18 protein-coding genes are annotated in these 13,391 nt (G+C 62.0%); 3 read left to right on the top strand and 15 right to left on the bottom strand.

Going from position 1 to position 13,391, the window contains the following annotated elements; all coding sequences use genetic code 11:
* Positions 1-11 precede the first annotated feature (11 nt).
* Both flgH and CQW49_RS19805 read right to left on the bottom strand, forming a co-directional pair.
* A complete protein-coding gene (gene flgH / locus CQW49_RS19810) occupies positions 12-734 on the bottom strand; it encodes a flagellar basal body L-ring protein FlgH (protein ID WP_003609583.1) in 723 nt (240 codons plus the stop codon).
* Positions 731-1,282, bottom strand: coding sequence for a MotE family protein (locus tag CQW49_RS19805; protein WP_040566335.1), 552 nt, complete (start codon positions 1,280-1,282; stop codon positions 731-733). The genes flgH and CQW49_RS19805 overlap by 4 nt, the downstream gene beginning before the upstream one ends.
* A gap of 269 nt (positions 1,283-1,551) precedes the next feature.
* Here CQW49_RS19805 and CQW49_RS19800 point away from each other — a divergent pair, with 269 nt between their 5' ends.
* A complete protein-coding gene (locus CQW49_RS19800; RefSeq protein WP_003609587.1) occupies positions 1,552-2,220 on the top strand; it encodes a response regulator transcription factor in 669 nt (222 codons plus the stop codon).
* 8 nt (positions 2,221-2,228) lie between these two features.
* Here the strand turns inward: CQW49_RS19800 and CQW49_RS19795 are convergent, their stop codons facing one another.
* From CQW49_RS19795 to CQW49_RS19735, 13 genes are all read right to left on the bottom strand, one after another.
* Positions 2,229-2,711, bottom strand: a complete 483-nt coding sequence (locus CQW49_RS19795) for a hypothetical protein (RefSeq protein WP_003609588.1) — start codon at positions 2,709-2,711, stop codon at positions 2,229-2,231.
* Positions 2,712-2,729: 18 nt separating this feature from the next.
* Positions 2,730-3,101 (bottom strand): hypothetical protein, encoded by a 372-nt coding sequence (locus CQW49_RS19790; RefSeq protein WP_051418642.1) that lies wholly within the window; start codon positions 3,099-3,101, stop codon positions 2,730-2,732.
* Positions 3,102-3,200: 99 nt separating this feature from the next.
* Positions 3,201-3,689 carry a rod-binding protein gene (locus CQW49_RS19785; protein WP_003609592.1) on the bottom strand — a complete coding sequence of 163 codons (489 nt, stop codon included), beginning with the start codon at positions 3,687-3,689 and terminating at the stop codon, positions 3,201-3,203.
* A 37-nt stretch (positions 3,690-3,726) separates the two neighbouring features.
* Entirely contained in the window at positions 3,727-4,086 is a 360-nt protein-coding gene (locus CQW49_RS19780; RefSeq protein ID WP_003609593.1) for a hypothetical protein, read from the bottom strand.
* Positions 4,087-4,124: 38 nt separating this feature from the next.
* On the bottom strand, positions 4,125-4,880 hold the full coding sequence (locus CQW49_RS19775) for a flagellar biosynthetic protein FliR (protein ID WP_099831829.1): 756 nt from the start codon (positions 4,878-4,880) through the stop codon (positions 4,125-4,127).
* Entirely contained in the window at positions 4,877-6,961 is a 2,085-nt protein-coding gene (gene flhA / locus CQW49_RS19770) for a flagellar biosynthesis protein FlhA (RefSeq protein ID WP_003609597.1), read from the bottom strand. The genes CQW49_RS19775 and flhA overlap by 4 nt, the downstream gene beginning before the upstream one ends.
* 61 nt (positions 6,962-7,022) lie before the next feature.
* Positions 7,023-7,289 carry a flagellar biosynthesis protein FliQ gene (gene fliQ, locus CQW49_RS19765; protein WP_003609601.1) on the bottom strand — a complete coding sequence of 89 codons (267 nt, stop codon included), beginning with the start codon at positions 7,287-7,289 and terminating at the stop codon, positions 7,023-7,025.
* Entirely contained in the window at positions 7,289-7,693 is a 405-nt protein-coding gene (gene flgD, locus CQW49_RS19760) for a flagellar hook assembly protein FlgD (RefSeq protein WP_003609602.1), read from the bottom strand. Before flgD ends, fliQ begins: the two co-directional genes overlap by 1 nt.
* A 14-nt stretch (positions 7,694-7,707) precedes the next feature.
* The gene (gene flbT, locus CQW49_RS19755) at positions 7,708-8,118 is read right to left on the bottom strand and encodes a flagellar biosynthesis repressor FlbT (RefSeq protein WP_003609604.1); all 411 of its coding nucleotides are present in this window, start codon (positions 8,116-8,118) and stop codon (positions 7,708-7,710) included.
* A 7-nt stretch (positions 8,119-8,125) separates the two neighbouring features.
* Complete coding sequence (gene flaF, locus CQW49_RS19750; protein WP_003609605.1) at positions 8,126-8,473, bottom strand: flagellar biosynthesis regulator FlaF; 348 nt, start codon at positions 8,471-8,473, stop codon at positions 8,126-8,128.
* Positions 8,474-8,499: 26 nt separating this feature from the next.
* Positions 8,500-9,549, bottom strand: a complete 1,050-nt coding sequence (locus CQW49_RS19745) for a flagellar hook-associated family protein (protein WP_003609607.1) — start codon at positions 9,547-9,549, stop codon at positions 8,500-8,502.
* A gap of 15 nt (positions 9,550-9,564) precedes the next feature.
* Entirely contained in the window at positions 9,565-11,052 is a 1,488-nt protein-coding gene (flgK, locus tag CQW49_RS19740; protein ID WP_003609609.1) for a flagellar hook-associated protein FlgK, read from the bottom strand.
* 20 nt (positions 11,053-11,072) lie between these two features.
* The gene (locus CQW49_RS19735; protein WP_003609611.1) at positions 11,073-12,314 is read right to left on the bottom strand and encodes a flagellar hook protein FlgE; all 1,242 of its coding nucleotides are present in this window, start codon (positions 12,312-12,314) and stop codon (positions 11,073-11,075) included.
* A gap of 269 nt (positions 12,315-12,583) precedes the next feature.
* Here CQW49_RS19735 and CQW49_RS19730 point away from each other — a divergent pair, with 269 nt between their 5' ends.
* Together CQW49_RS19730 and CQW49_RS19725 are read left to right on the top strand one after the other, a co-directional pair.
* A complete protein-coding gene (locus CQW49_RS19730; protein ID WP_155931232.1) occupies positions 12,584-12,940 on the top strand; it encodes a PilZ domain-containing protein in 357 nt (118 codons plus the stop codon).
* Positions 12,941-13,016: 76 nt separating this feature from the next.
* Positions 13,017-13,274, top strand: a complete 258-nt coding sequence (locus CQW49_RS19725) for a hypothetical protein (RefSeq protein ID WP_003609616.1) — start codon at positions 13,017-13,019, stop codon at positions 13,272-13,274.
* The last annotated feature ends 117 nt before the right edge of the window (positions 13,275-13,391 follow it).

Raw genomic sequence — 13,391 nt, 5'->3', positions numbered from 1 at the left:
TCCCTCTGTGATCAGAACGGCGCGAAAATGTCGTAGACTTGCTGACCCCAGGCCGGCTGCTGCACTTCCGACAAGCGCCCGCGCCCGCCATAGGAAACGCGCGCTTCGGCGATCTTGTCGTAGGAGATGGTGTTGTCCTTGGCGATGTCGCGAGGCCGCGCGATGCCGGCGATGGTGAGCACGCGCAGCTCGTAGTTCACCCTTATCTCCTGGGAGCCGCGAAGCACGAGATTGCCGTTGGGAAGAACCGCCGTGACCACAGCGGCGATCGACAGACGAATCTGTTCGGACCGATTGATCGACCCCTGCCCCTGAGTCGAGGAGCTAGACTGCAGATCATTGGAGATCGTTCCGTTCCATTTGTGCTCGGTGGCGCCTGATCCGCCGGCGAGGAAATCGAACAGGAACGACCATTCGCTCTTGACCTTCGAATCGCGCGAACGATCGGTCGAATTGCCGAGCACCGCCTTGTCGTCCATGGAGATGTTGACCGTGACGACGTCCCCGGCGCTCATGGCCCGCACGTCGCGGTAGAGATTGATGCGATTTTCGTCGAGCCGCATATGCGGACCGAGCGCCCCGTCGCGAATCGAGCCCGTCGGAAGCTGATCATCGACGGTGTTCAGTCCACTCCCCACCGGACTCATATGCGGCTCGCGTCCGATGTCACGCGGATCGGTCGCGCATCCGGCGAGCGCGAGCAGCAGCAGAACCGGCGCGCTCTTGCTGCTCATTGCTTGATCCCGCCCTGCGGAAATGTCGAAAGCCCCGCAACTTTCTTGGTCAGCGCGACCGCGCGCGCCGCCTCCATCTCGTTCAATATCGCGCTCGACTTCTTCGGCTCGAGACGCATCAGCATCGCCGCCGCCATTTCTTCGTCCATGTTGGCGAATTGAGCGGCCGCCGCATCCGGGCGCATGCGCGCATAAATGGCGACCAGACGCTCATCCGCTTTCTTGACCATCGCTTCGCGACGATCGATGACGGACTGCAGCTCGGCGCGCTTGGCCTCGAGCTCCGCGGTGCGTCGAATGATCTGCTGCTCGAGCTCCATGAGCTCCTTTTCCACCCGCGCATTGCGCGCGGCGCTCGCCGTGGCCGCGACATCGGCGCAATAACGCTCCGCCTCGGAAGAGGCCGAATCACGTTGTTGGCGCGCCATCCCCGAATCGCTTCTGGCCGGCGGCTCCGGCCTCTTCGGCTCGGCCAGGACAGCCCCCGTCCAGCAGCCGAGCACGGCGGCGACGAGTGCGATGCGATTCGCGCGCGTTCGATGTTTCATGTGTGGGTTCGTGTCGGTCATCGGCCGGAGCAAATTGACCGAGCCGCCTTGCGTGTGGCTTGCTCTCGCGCAAATGCGCGCCGCGACGCTCGTCTCGAGCGCACGAAGACGGTCACCCCCGACGACGCCTCGACTGCGCGCGTCGCGTTGGTCGCAGTCGACACGAACAGGGTTACTATTTCGTTGACGCCGAGGAATCGATACGGCTAAGTAGTGCCATAGTGATTCGCGCAAATCACTGGGGCGACGGGATTGTCAAGGGGGCGGCTATGTTCATAATCGTGGATGAACGTGAGCTGGTGACGAGTGGATATGCGCGCCACTTCGGCCAGGAAGGCATTTCCTCCGCCGGCTTCTGCTCTGGTCAATTTCTCGACTGGGTCGGCTCCGCCGTCGAGACCGACGTGGCCGCCGTCGAGGCCTTTTTGATCGGCGAATGCCCCGAGCGCGAGGAGCTGCCGAAAATCATTCGCAAGCGCTCTCAGGCGCCGGTCATCGCGATGAACGAGGCTCCGTCCCTCGAGCAGACGCTGGGACTGTTCACCGCGGGCGTCGACGACGTCGTGCGCAAGCCGATTCATGTGAAGGAAATTCTGGCGCGCGTCTGCGCCATTCGCCGGCGTGCGGAGATCCGGCGCGACTACGCCATGGTCGGACCGATGCAGGTGTTCTTCGACGGCCGCGATCCTCTGGTCTGCGGCGAGCCGCTGGCGCTGCCGCGCCGCGAGCGACGCATCCTCGAATATTTCGTCATGAATCGTGGACGCCGGCTCACCAAGTCCCAAATCTTCAACGCCGTCTATGGATTGTTCGATGACGTCGTCGAAGAGAATGTCGTCGAAAGCCATGTGAGCAAGCTGCGCAAGAAGCTGCGCTTGCGGCTCGGCTATGACCCGATCGATTCTCAGCGCTTTCTCGGTTACATGCTCATGGGCTGATCCGCGCGTCAGTGCGGAATGTCGTCCTTCGGAACGAAGGCGAAGCTTTTGACCAAAGTCTCTCGGACGAGCCCTGACCCCAATCGATCATTCACGCGTTGCGTCACCTCATGCGTGAATGCATTGAGGTCGAATTTTTCGATGTGCCGAAAGTCGAGATTGCTGTCCGCGTAGAGCCGACGGAACGCCTCGTCCATCACATAGCTGTCCGCGTCGAGAGCCCCGTCTCCCGCCGCGGCCTCACCGTGTCCGCCGCCATGTGACTTTTCCGGAGCGACGACGACATATGAAAACTCCGCGGAAATATAACCTTTCAACTGACCTTCGGAAATGATCGGCACGGAGATCGGTTTTACTTTGCGCACCTCCAGCTTCTCGACATGCGCCTCTGGTTGCGGCGCGCCGCGGTGGCTCTTCCAATAGGCGGCGCCATAGGTGGACGCCAATGTCACACAGCAGGTCCATATCCCGATCAGGAGCAGACGCAACATCACACGCACTCCGTAAGCTCAACGAGTAGTTTGCACGCGCATCGAGTAGGTGCCGTCCGAATCGGCCATTTCGATCGTATAGATCATGATCCCGGCGATCTCGCGCATCGCCCGAAGACGATCGTCGAGCAGCTCTGCATTTTCGGCGAGCCGATCGCGCAGCCGCGTCAGCGCAGCTTCCACCGACGGCGCGGAGCGCGTCGCGCCGAACGCGCGCGAGGCTCGGGAAAACTCGAGCAGCGCATGCGCCTTGCGCGAATTGAACTCCTCGAAGTCGATCGCCCGGCGCTCCCTCAGCGCCGCGCTCTCCAACTCGATCAATCGCGCGAGCCGATCCACGCATCCCAGAAGCGCCGAGCGCTTCCCGTCGAGCGCCGCTTCGCTCAACACTATTCCGCCATGCGACGGCGCAACCGGCGCCCTCGCCTCTTGTCGCCTTTGAGCCACCATCGCCCGACCGCTTCCTCTGCCCAGAACGCGCCGGCCCGATCAGCCGGCAGCCTTCGATTGTGTCACACCGCCCTGACCCCCCGCTCGATGCTCGAGATCACGAACCAACGCGGCGCGCATGCCGAAACCGCCCGCCTTCGCGATCTGCCGACCGATCTGCTCGGCCATCATCGATCGCCAAGCCGAGCCCGCAGCGCCGTGACCGAACAGCCCGTCCTCGCCTTTCGGCAAAATCGTCTCGAGACAAGACTGAATGACGAATCCCTCGAAACTCTCCGCCGCGTCGGCCGCCGAAGCTATCTTCTGCATTGCTCCGCTCGCGGACCCACCGGTCCGCAAGACCGGCGCAGCCGTCTGCGTCGGCCCCGGCGAATGCTGCGGCGCGCCGACGAGACGCGCGAACTCATCGTCCGATCGCAGACGCGCCGAACCCAATTCCCCAAGACGCGCCACCGCGGCGCTTCGCTTCTGCGGGTCGGCCGCCTGCGCGACGTCGGTCACGAGATCGACAGCGGGAAAGATCGACATGAGCGCGTCCCTCTCGATTGGTGATAGCGCGAAATGGTTACCGAGCGCTTAGGTCGGTCATATGCGAATGGTGCTCGAGAATCTCTCGCAACGCTTCCAGCTCCAGCGCCTGCTCACGCGCCTGCTCGGCGTTGTCGACGAGGCGTTCCGCCTGCTTCACCCGTCTCGCCTGCTCCAGCGTCAGATCCGTCTGCCGCTCGACTTCCTTCAGCATATCCTGCTGCCGCCGGATATTGGACTTGAGACGTTCGAGCACGATGTCGGGAAACATAGCGATCATCTCGCGATTGCCGTCGAGATAGCCGACGATGCGCGCCTCCTCTTCCTTCAGATCGCGCGCAGCGCGCTCCAGCTTCGAGAGCCGCCCGATCTCGATCTTGTGCAGGTGCTCGTGCACCGCGAGAATCCTACGTCGACTTTTCCAGTTCATGCGCCTTATCCCGTCAGCAGCCACGAGCCGAAGGACGATATGAAGGCGGCGAAAAAATCGTCCGCCATGAGATAGAACCAATAGCAACCGAACCCGATCAGCAGCGGTGTCGAGACGAAGAACACCGGAACCTGCGGCGTCATGCGATTGAGAAATCCGAACGCGAGATTCACGATCAACCCGAACAGCAGCAACGGACTGCTGATGCGCAGCGCGACGAGGAACGCCTGAGTGAGAACCTTGGTATATTCCGACAGCATGTTCCGAGCCTGGAAAGCGTCGCGGATCGGAATCGCGGTATAGGACAAGAATACGCCTCGGACCATTTCCCAATGGAGGTCGAGCAGAAAGATCAGCGCCGTCGCGCCCAGCATGATGAACGAGCTCATCGCCGGCAGCGGCTCCGCCTCCTCCATCGGCGCGCCCAGCACATTGCCGAGCCCCGCCGCCGTCACGCCCGCCGTCGCCAGTGTCTCGAGCGCGAAAAAGAAAAGACGCGCCAGCGAACCGATAAGCACGCCGACCAGCAGCTCGCCGACCAGCAGGACGGCGAGACCCGTCGCCGAGGCGCTGGACGCGATGGGCGCGACCACCTCGACCAGCCTCGGCGCGAGCGCGATGGTGATGGCGATCGCGATATAGAGCCGCGCCTGCACCGGAATGCGCGGGCTCGAGAATCCCGGCATCGCCATGATGCAGCCTCCGATACGACAAAACAGGACGAACAAGGTCGCCGCGAGCGCCTCGACGCCGAGCGTCATGATATCGAGCCGAGCGATTTGATCTCGATGCCGCGAGCAATCTCGAGATGCGAGAGCACCGGCAATCCCGCGAACAATCTGCCGACGATCATCTTCACATAAGGACGCGCCTCTGGCGTCGTGACGACAGCGAAGACATCCCCGCGCTCGAGGCGCTCGCGAATGGCGGCCGCGGCCTCCTGCCCGAATTGCTCGATCAGCGACGGCTCGGCGTTGAACTCGACGATCTCACCCTTGGCGTCGCGGCGCAGACTTTCGTGAAAGAACAGGTCCCAGCGACTGCCGAGGCGCAGCACGCTGAGCACGCCATTCATCGACGCTTCGCCGCAAATCTGCGGTCCGAGCCGCGCACGCACATGCTCGACGATCGGCTCCGCACGGCGCGAATAAGGAACGACCTCGGCGACGGCCTCCAGAATGAGCTCCAGATTGCGAACCGAAACACGCTCGGCGAGAAGCAGCTTCAACACCGAATGCAGGCCGGAATTGGAAATAAGATTTGGGACGATCTCATCGATCAGCTTGCGATACTCCGGCTCCAGCCGATCGAGCAACATGCGCGCGTCGCGATAGGACAGCAGCTGAGCCAGATTGTTGCGCAGCACTTCGGAGAGATGCGTGAGCAGCACAGAGATCGGATCGACCGGCTCGAAACCTTCGCGGCGCGCCTCTGCGACCAGAGCGTCCGGAATCCAGACAGCCTTCAAGCCGAAGGCCGGATCGACAGTCTCCTCGCAAGGAAGATCGGGCGCGCTCCCTTGGCCGACGATGATGAGATGCTGTCCGAGCCGCAGCTCCTGCGTTACCGCGACTGTGCCATGGATCTTGATCTGATAGGATTTCGGCTTCAGCGCGAGATCGTCGGCGAGCCGAATTTCGGGGATCACGAAACCATATTGCTTGGCGAAGTTGCGCCGCATCTTGCCGACGCGATGCGCGAGCTCGTCCTGAGACAGCAGCAGTTTGGCGGCAAGCTGCTTGCCGAGGCAGAGCTCGATCGTCGGCGCCCTCAGATAGTCCTTTATCTGATCCTTCGAGTCGGCCTGAGCGCGCTTTTCCTCTTCCTCCCGCTTCGCGGCTTCCTGCGCGCGCTGCTTTGCGGCCTGCTTCGGGGTCGTGTAGGCGATGAAAGCCATCGATCCGCCGAGAAGCGCGAAGGGCAGCAGCGGCAGACCGGGCATCAATGCGAGGACGAACAGCAGCGACGATGCGACATAGAGCGCCTTCGGGTAATTGCCGAGCTGGCGAACGATGTTCTGCTCGGTCGAGCCGCGCGTGCCGCCTTTCGAGACGAGAAGGCCTGCGGCCAGCGACACGATGAGGGCGGGAATCTGCGAGACGAGGCCTTCGCCGACCGACAGCTTGGTGAACACATCCGCGGCGTTCGACAAGGGCATGCCGTGACGCGTCACGCCGATGACGATGCCACCGAAGATATTGACCGACAGAATGACGAGCCCGGCGATCGCGTCGCCGCGTACGAATTTCGACGCGCCATCCATCGAGCCGAAGAACGCGCTCTCCTCCTCGAGCTCTCGACGGCGCAACTGCGCCTGTTTCTCGTCGATCAAGCCGGCGGAAAGGTCCGCATCGATGGCCATCTGCTTGCCGGGAATAGCGTCGAGAGTAAATCTCGCGCCGACTTCGGCGATGCGGGTCGCGCCCTTGGTGATGACGAGAAAATTGACCGTGACCAGAATCGCGAACACAGTCAGGCCGATCACGAAGTCGCCGCTCATCACCAGCTTGGCGAAGCCGGCGATGATATGGCCGGCCGCATGCGTGCCTTCGGCGCCGTGCCCGAGAATGAGCCTCGTGGTCGCAATGTTGAGCGACAAGCGCAGAATCGTCGCAACGAGGAGGATCGTCGGAAAGGCGGAAAACTCGAGCGGCTTCTGAATCCAGAGGGAGACCATCAGGATGAGCACGGACAGCGCGATCGAGAAAGCGAGCCCGATGTCGATCAGAAACGGCGGAATCGGAAGAAAGAAGACGCAGAGAATGAAAACGATGGCCAGCGCGAAGCCGACGTCCTTGACATGCCTCTCGGGCACGGCGCCCGCTACGGCCGCGTCGCTCATATCTTCGGTCCTGCTTGCGGTTTAGTGGGAGACGCGGAGCGAACGAACGCGAATGACGGGCTCAAAAGCCCTTTTCGATCTTGGCGTAGGCGTAGTCGGTGAAGGCGGAGATCTGCGATCCGATGAACGGAGCCGACAATCCGAGAGCGACGAAGATCGCGATGATCTTCGGCACGAAGGTCAAGGTCATCTCTTGCACCTGCGTGAGCGCCTGCAAGAGCGCGATCACCACGCCGACGAGCATCGCAGCGCCGACGACGGGACCAGAGACGACGAGCACGGTGAAGATGGCTCGTTGCATGATCTCGAGTGCGTCTGCTTCGTTCATCAGCTCACTGTGATTCCGGTGGTGAGATCGATCGTGCTTCCATCGGTGAGCGTCGCAGTTTGACTGCTGGAGCCGATGGTGACTGAAGCGACGACGCCACTCACCGAGCCGTCCGCCGAGGTGACTGTCTTCCCGATGAAGGACTGCGCTTGTGTGAGCGACTGCGATGCGAGCATCGACGTCAACGTGTCATTCGTCTTGACTTGCTGCTCGACGGCCGAAAAGGAGGCGAGTTGCGATACGGTCTGCGTCGAATCGACCGGATTGGTGGGATCCTGGTTCTGCATTTCTGTAACCAGCAGCGTCAGAAACTGATCGTAACCGAGCGTTGTGCTCGAGGAGCTCGTCGAAGAGCTCGAGGTGGAGGTCGTCGACGCGACCGAGGTCGTGGATGTCACTTGCACGGTGATGTTCTCCTTCAGGCCGCCTTGTCGTCGCCACGGACGGAAGCGGCGTTCAAGATTTCCTGCTCCAACGCAAACAGCGCACGAATCGTCTTGAGCGCATCGAAAAGCTTCTTTGCTTCGATGTGCCGCGCCACCAGCGTCAGCCCCGAAAGAATGCGGGGCTCCACGAAGGCGAGGTTCAGCGAAGCGAGCATGCTGCGGCACATTTCCATGGCGTTGGCCGTATCGTTCGGCGCCATCAGCATCAGCTGAATCACGAAATAGAGCTGGCGCAGCGGAGTGGTCGCCTCCTGCGCCTGCATGACGTGATTCTCCAAGAGGAACGTCACGTCGTTCAAGAGCTCGATGCAGACCTTCCTGTCCGCACGGATGACCGCTCCGTTGAGATACAGCTTCTCGCCTCGCCTTAAAGAAATGTTCATCGCGCCCTCAAGCCAAGCCGTCCGCGATCATCTGATTGATCTCGATGAGCCCATCGAAATTGTCGCACTTCCCCGAATCGATGGCGTCGACCTCTCTCATAACCCATAAGCCGATCGAGATCAGCGACGCGCGCAGCGCCTCCGGGAGCGCATTGCCGTCGCTCGAGAGATCATCGACGAACAACAACCACAACCGTCGCAGATTGTCGGTCGCCTCGAACGACTCTCGGCTGCGCGGGCCTTTCACCTTCGCGACCGCGAGCAGGCGGATCGCGCGTTCCAGCACGTCGCGCTCGCGGCCTCGAGCGACAGCCGACGAGTCCTGAGCGGTTTGCGCGTAAAGATGTCGATACATGCGGTCGTCTCTGATTCGGCCGGTGATCAGATATATTTGGTGAGCGTCAGCTGCTGAATTTTTCCCGTCAGCGTGTACGAGGTTTCGAGCTGGGTCGTGAGATTGTTGAGGCGCGTCGACGCCTCATAGGGATCGACGTTCTCCAGCGCGCCGATCTGCGACGCCAGCGCATTCTGTTGCGCGGTCAAGGAATCATTGGCGTTAGAGACGTTCGTCTGCATGACGCCGACAGAGGCTCTAAGACGCGTCAAGTCGCCGATCGCGCTGCTGAGGGTCGTCGTCGCCGTGCGCAACACCTCATTATAGGCGTCTGAGCCGAGCTTTGTGACGCCGCTATCGGCGACCATCGCATAGGCCGCGGCAATTCCTCGAAAGGCGGAATCATTGGCGCTGACCGAGGTATCGGCAATTTGCGAAAGGGAGATGCGATTGCTCGTCGCGCGATCCGAGGCGCTCGACCAGGAAGTGGTCCAGCCGCTCGCCGAGAAGAGATCGCTGAAACCGCCCTCGAGATACGACTGCATCTGCGACTGCGTGATGGATCCGACGGCGTCGTCCGATTGCGTCACGCCGAAGGCGGAGACGAATGCCTGATCGAGCGCGTCTTTCGATGCCGACGGAGGATCGGAGAAATAATCGGCGATCGGGGACGTCGACGTCGAGACGCCTCCGAAGAGATAGACGCCGCCGATGCTGGTGTCGAGCGCGCCGATGAGCGATTTGAGGCCGGAGACCGCATTGTCCTGGATCGCCTGGGCGTCGCTGCCGGCGCCGGACTGCGCGCCGACCAAAGTCTCGAGGAAATTCTGGGCCGTTGTCGCGATCGTCTCCAAGCTCGTGTCGGTCGTCGAGAGACGCGCAGCGATCACCGCATTGCTATTGGTGATCGAAGAGAGATCGGCGGAGCGGACGCCGAGCGAGACGTCCTGCGCCGTCCCGCCGCCAAGCGCCAGACCGAGATCCGCGACGCGGCCGGTCGATACCTCCACTTGCGCCTTCGACATCTGGTTCTGGGTGTCGACGATCGTTTTCCGCAGCGCATTGGCGAGCGAGGCGGTCGATGTGATGGAGACCATGATAGCGTCCCTTTGTCACAGCGCCTGAAACAGCGCCTTATACATTGCGTCGACGGCGGCGAGGAGCTTGGCCGACGCCGAATATGCGTTCTCGAGATCGAGCATTTGCGACATCTGGTCGTCGAGATTGACTCCGGTCGCATTGGAGAGCGCTTGCGAGGTCTGACTGACCAGAGTTTCTTGATAGCTCGCGGAGCTGGACGCCTGCTGTCGTTGCGCCTCTAGCCAGCCGATCGAGGACGACGCATAGTCGGCGACCGATTGGTTGGTTCCAACGCCCGCCGTCGTATCGAAATCCTGGGGCGTGGACAGCGCGGTGATAAGTTGGTTGATGCGATCAGTGTAACCGGCGTCTCCGGTTGCGTTATAGTCGAAGGCGGAGTTCCCGGGATCGGAGATGCCGCCGTCGCGCAATCTATCGAGACTGCCGCCCTTGGTGGGGTCCGCGTTCGCATTGACCGTGATCTGACCGGCGAGACCGGGAATGATTCCTACAGAAGGAACATCCGTCGCGTCGGAATAGGTGAAAAGTCCGGGCGCACTGGCGCCGCCGCCGGTCTGATCAGTCTCCGCAAAGGAGACGATGAGACCACGCGCCAATTCATCCAGTTGATTTTGGAACTGCGGAGCGACGACGTCGCGCAGCTGGGTGAGTCCCTGGAGCTTGCCGGATTGAATCGGCATCGCCGCATCGGCGCCGGTCACAGGCACGCCATCGACATAAACGGACGAGCCGACCGTCGACGCGGAATAGCCCGCCGTCGCTGTGAAGCTGACATTGCGCGCGGTCGTCTCGAATAGAGTGGCGCCGCTGTCCGTATAGATCACCATGTCGTTGTTGGCGCGGGTGATGGTGCGAACGCCAATGTCGGCGGACAGCTTATTCAGGAGCTCGTCACGCTGATCCTCGAGCGCGCTCACGTCTCGACCGGTCTGCGTTCCGGAAACGATCGCGGCGTTGGCTTTCTGGAACTGGCCGAGCAGCGAATTGATGTCGTCGACCGCCGTGGCGATGTCGCCGTCGGCTTGGGCGCGCATGTTCTGGACTGCGGTGCTGCCGTCGTTCAGCGATTGCGCCAGCGACTGAGCGGCGGTGAGCACGGATTGCGCCGTCGTGAGATCGGAGGGTGAAGCGCTGTAGCTCTGTAGAGCGCTCGACAAGGCGGCCACGAGCGCCGCAGGCGACCGGCTCGACGAGGTGTCGGTCGCAGTGCTGGTCGACAGTCCGTACAGCTGATCGAGCTGATCGAGGCCGCTGGAAAGCGCGGAAGAGGCGGCCTGCCCGGAGGTCGCCTGCAGAGCATTCTGGAAGAGAGCGAGGCTCGTCGCGCGGGCGACGCCATTAACGTCGACCCCGCCCGACGCATTGGTCGAGAGCAACGACGTCTTCGCCGCATAGCCGGTCGTGCTGGCGCCGGCGATGTTGCGAGAGACGAGGCTGATCTGCGAAGAGATGGCGCCGAGTGACTGGTTGGCGATCGCGCCCGCGTTAGACAGAGACATCGTGCTCTCTCGTCATTGGGTCACTTCAGATTGTTCAGGACCTGCATGACTTCCGACGCCACCTGGAACACTTGGCTGTTGGCCGTGTAGGAGCGTTGAGCGACGATCATGTTGGAGAGCTGAGTGGCGAGATCGACGGTCGAGCTTTCGAGGCTCTTCGATTGAATGTCGCCGAAGGATCCGGTGCCGGGAAGTCCGACATAAGCGGTGCCGGAGCTCGCGTTGGTGGCGAACGCGTTTCCGGAAACCGACTGCAGACCCGATGGGCTCGACACATTGGCGAGTGGAATCTTGTACGCGGGGACCGTCTGCCCTCCGGTAAGCACGTAATTGAGCGTTCCATCCGAGTCGACGTTGACGCTCGCGACAGCCTGAGCGGCGTTTCCGTTGATCGTCGGATCGGAGACCGAGAAGGACGATCCGAGCTGAGTCATGCCGGAGAGATCGAGGGTGAGCGTCTGTCCATTGGGAACGTCGATGGTCGTCGGGCTACCGCTGGTGAGGGCGCCGTTCGAGTCGAAGCTGAGCGACTGCGTCGTGAGCGGCCCTTCGCTATACGGAAATCCGCCGCTGCTGGAGTCCGCCTTCGACGAATCATAGACCGCCATTTCCCATTCATTGTCAGCCGTCTTGGAAAAGTAGACATCCAGCTTGACCGAATTGCCGTAATTATCGTAGGCGGTCACCGATGTCTTCGACGTGTAGGTCGCCGACGCGTCATTTGTGGACGGCAGCGCGCTCGAATCGACGACGTCCGCGCCCTGTTGAAGATTGGCCGTGAGCGATCCTTCGGTCGAGGGCGTCGCGATGAGGCTGCCGATGGCGACATGAACCGTCTGCAGACCGGCGATATCGCTCGGCGAGTTGGCGTCGTCCGCGCTATAGCCCATCAGATAATAGCCGGCCTTGTTCACGAGGCGGCCTTCCGAATCGGGCTCGAACGAACCTGCGCGCGTGAGCAGCGTGTTGCCGCTGGAGTCGCTCACCACGAAGAAGCCGGAGCCCTGAATCGCGAGGTCGGTCGTCGAGGATGTCTGTTGCGTGTTGCCTTGCGCGGTGACCGCCACGCCCGTTTGCGCAGTGACGCCGCCCGCAGGATCGCTGCCGTTCTGAACGCTCGAGAGCACCGTGGAGAATTGCGTCGTGGCGTCCTTGTAGCCGACAGTGCCCGAGTTTGCGATATTCTGCGAGACCGCGCCGAGCGCGCTCGCCTGCGCGGCCATTCCCATGACCGAAGTGTTGAAAAGCGCGGTCGCCGTCATGTCGAACCCTTCCTCGTTCCAGGATCGGGGGGATTTAACGGAGAAAACCTTGTGTGAAGCTGGCGACTTCGTTGATGTGGACGTGTCTGTGAATGTTAACTTTTCTGAAATGATTTCGGCATTGTCTCGTCCCCCGCGAGGCGTCTTCGTTCGAAGGACGCGGGAGACCGCCACACGTGCGCGCCGGCCGAGACGAGCCTATCCTGCAAGCGTCGAGAACGAGCCACGCCCGCGCAGGCGCGCTCGTCCGCGCGATTGCAGCGCGCCTTTTGCACAAGCCTCGGGAGGTCACCTATTCCGTGGTCGAAGAGCGGCTGGAGCGACGCAGCGATCAGCGGCGCCCGGCGCGACTCCAAGCGGGTAAGATTCTCGACGGCGACGAACGGTTTCTCACCGAGTTCGTGTTCAGGAACCGGAGCGAGGGCGGCGTTCGGCTGCGGCTCGCTCATCGCGTCGTTCTGCCCAAGCGCATTCTACTCTTCGACGACCAATGCGCGGCGCTTCGCGTCGCCACCGTCGTGTGGCAGCGGGGCTGCGACGCGGGCTGCAGGCTGGCGACGGAGCACGCTCCCGCCCCCGAGCCGCTGCTGGCGCGGCTGCGCAATCGCTATTACGCGATCGGCTGAGCGCGCCTTTTCGCAAGCCTCGCGCAAGCTATCCTTACTAAATAGTTAACACTCGTCGGTTTCGGGAGAATTGGCAATGCACCCGGTCAATGAATTGAAGCAGCTTCGCGAACAGATGGTCGAGCAGCTCACGCAGATTCCGGAATATCAAGCGCTGAAGGCCATGGAGCGATTCATCGCCGAGATGACGAGCATCTACGAGACCGCTTCGGCGCATGGCGAGCCCATGGCGCACAAGCCGGCGCCGGTGTCGCTCGACGTGCGGCAGAAGGCCGAGTCGATCGCTCCCGCTCCGCGCGTCACGCCCTATATCCCGGCCCATCGCGTCGCCTGACCGGGCGCATTCTCGTCGAAACGCTGGTTTTCACGGCTCGCGGTCCCTCGCCGCGGGCCGTTTTCGCGCGTTCGCCACGCGATAAGGAAGATTTAAGGGCTCGCGCTCTAGAATTTT

The sequence above is a fragment of the Methylosinus trichosporium OB3b genome (assembly GCF_002752655.1).
Taxonomy (GTDB): domain Bacteria; phylum Pseudomonadota; class Alphaproteobacteria; order Rhizobiales; family Beijerinckiaceae; genus Methylosinus; species Methylosinus trichosporium.
This window is presented reverse-complemented; position numbering and strand designations above follow the sequence as displayed.

What these genes read in the sequence shown, in the direction of transcription:
- flgH (WP_003609583.1), bottom strand. Translation starts at nt 734, where the DNA reads ATGAGCAGCAAGAGCGCGCCGGTTCTGCTGCTGCTCGCGCTCGCCGGA.
- CQW49_RS19805 (WP_040566335.1), bottom strand. Translation starts at nt 1,282, where the DNA reads ATGAAACATCGAACGCGCGCGAATCGCATCGCACTCGTCGCCGCCGTG.
- CQW49_RS19800 (WP_003609587.1), top strand. Translation starts at nt 1,552, where the DNA reads ATGTTCATAATCGTGGATGAACGTGAGCTGGTGACGAGTGGATATGCG.
- CQW49_RS19795 (WP_003609588.1), bottom strand. Translation starts at nt 2,711, where the DNA reads ATGTTGCGTCTGCTCCTGATCGGGATATGGACCTGCTGTGTGACATTG.
- CQW49_RS19785 (WP_003609592.1), bottom strand. Translation starts at nt 3,689, where the DNA reads ATGTCGATCTTTCCCGCTGTCGATCTCGTGACCGACGTCGCGCAGGCG.
- CQW49_RS19775 (WP_099831829.1), bottom strand. Translation starts at nt 4,880, where the DNA reads ATGACGCTCGGCGTCGAGGCGCTCGCGGCGACCTTGTTCGTCCTGTTT.
- flhA (WP_003609597.1), bottom strand. Translation starts at nt 6,961, where the DNA reads ATGAGCGACGCGGCCGTAGCGGGCGCCGTGCCCGAGAGGCATGTCAAG.
- fliQ (WP_003609601.1), bottom strand. Translation starts at nt 7,289, where the DNA reads ATGAACGAAGCAGACGCACTCGAGATCATGCAACGAGCCATCTTCACC.
- flbT (WP_003609604.1), bottom strand. Translation starts at nt 8,118, where the DNA reads ATGAACATTTCTTTAAGGCGAGGCGAGAAGCTGTATCTCAACGGAGCG.
- flaF (WP_003609605.1), bottom strand. Translation starts at nt 8,473, where the DNA reads ATGTATCGACATCTTTACGCGCAAACCGCTCAGGACTCGTCGGCTGTC.
- CQW49_RS19745 (WP_003609607.1), bottom strand. Translation starts at nt 9,549, where the DNA reads ATGGTCTCCATCACATCGACCGCCTCGCTCGCCAATGCGCTGCGGAAA.
- flgK (WP_003609609.1), bottom strand. Translation starts at nt 11,052, where the DNA reads ATGTCTCTGTCTAACGCGGGCGCGATCGCCAACCAGTCACTCGGCGCC.
- CQW49_RS19735 (WP_003609611.1), bottom strand. Translation starts at nt 12,314, where the DNA reads ATGACGGCGACCGCGCTTTTCAACACTTCGGTCATGGGAATGGCCGCG.
- CQW49_RS19725 (WP_003609616.1), top strand. Translation starts at nt 13,017, where the DNA reads ATGCACCCGGTCAATGAATTGAAGCAGCTTCGCGAACAGATGGTCGAG.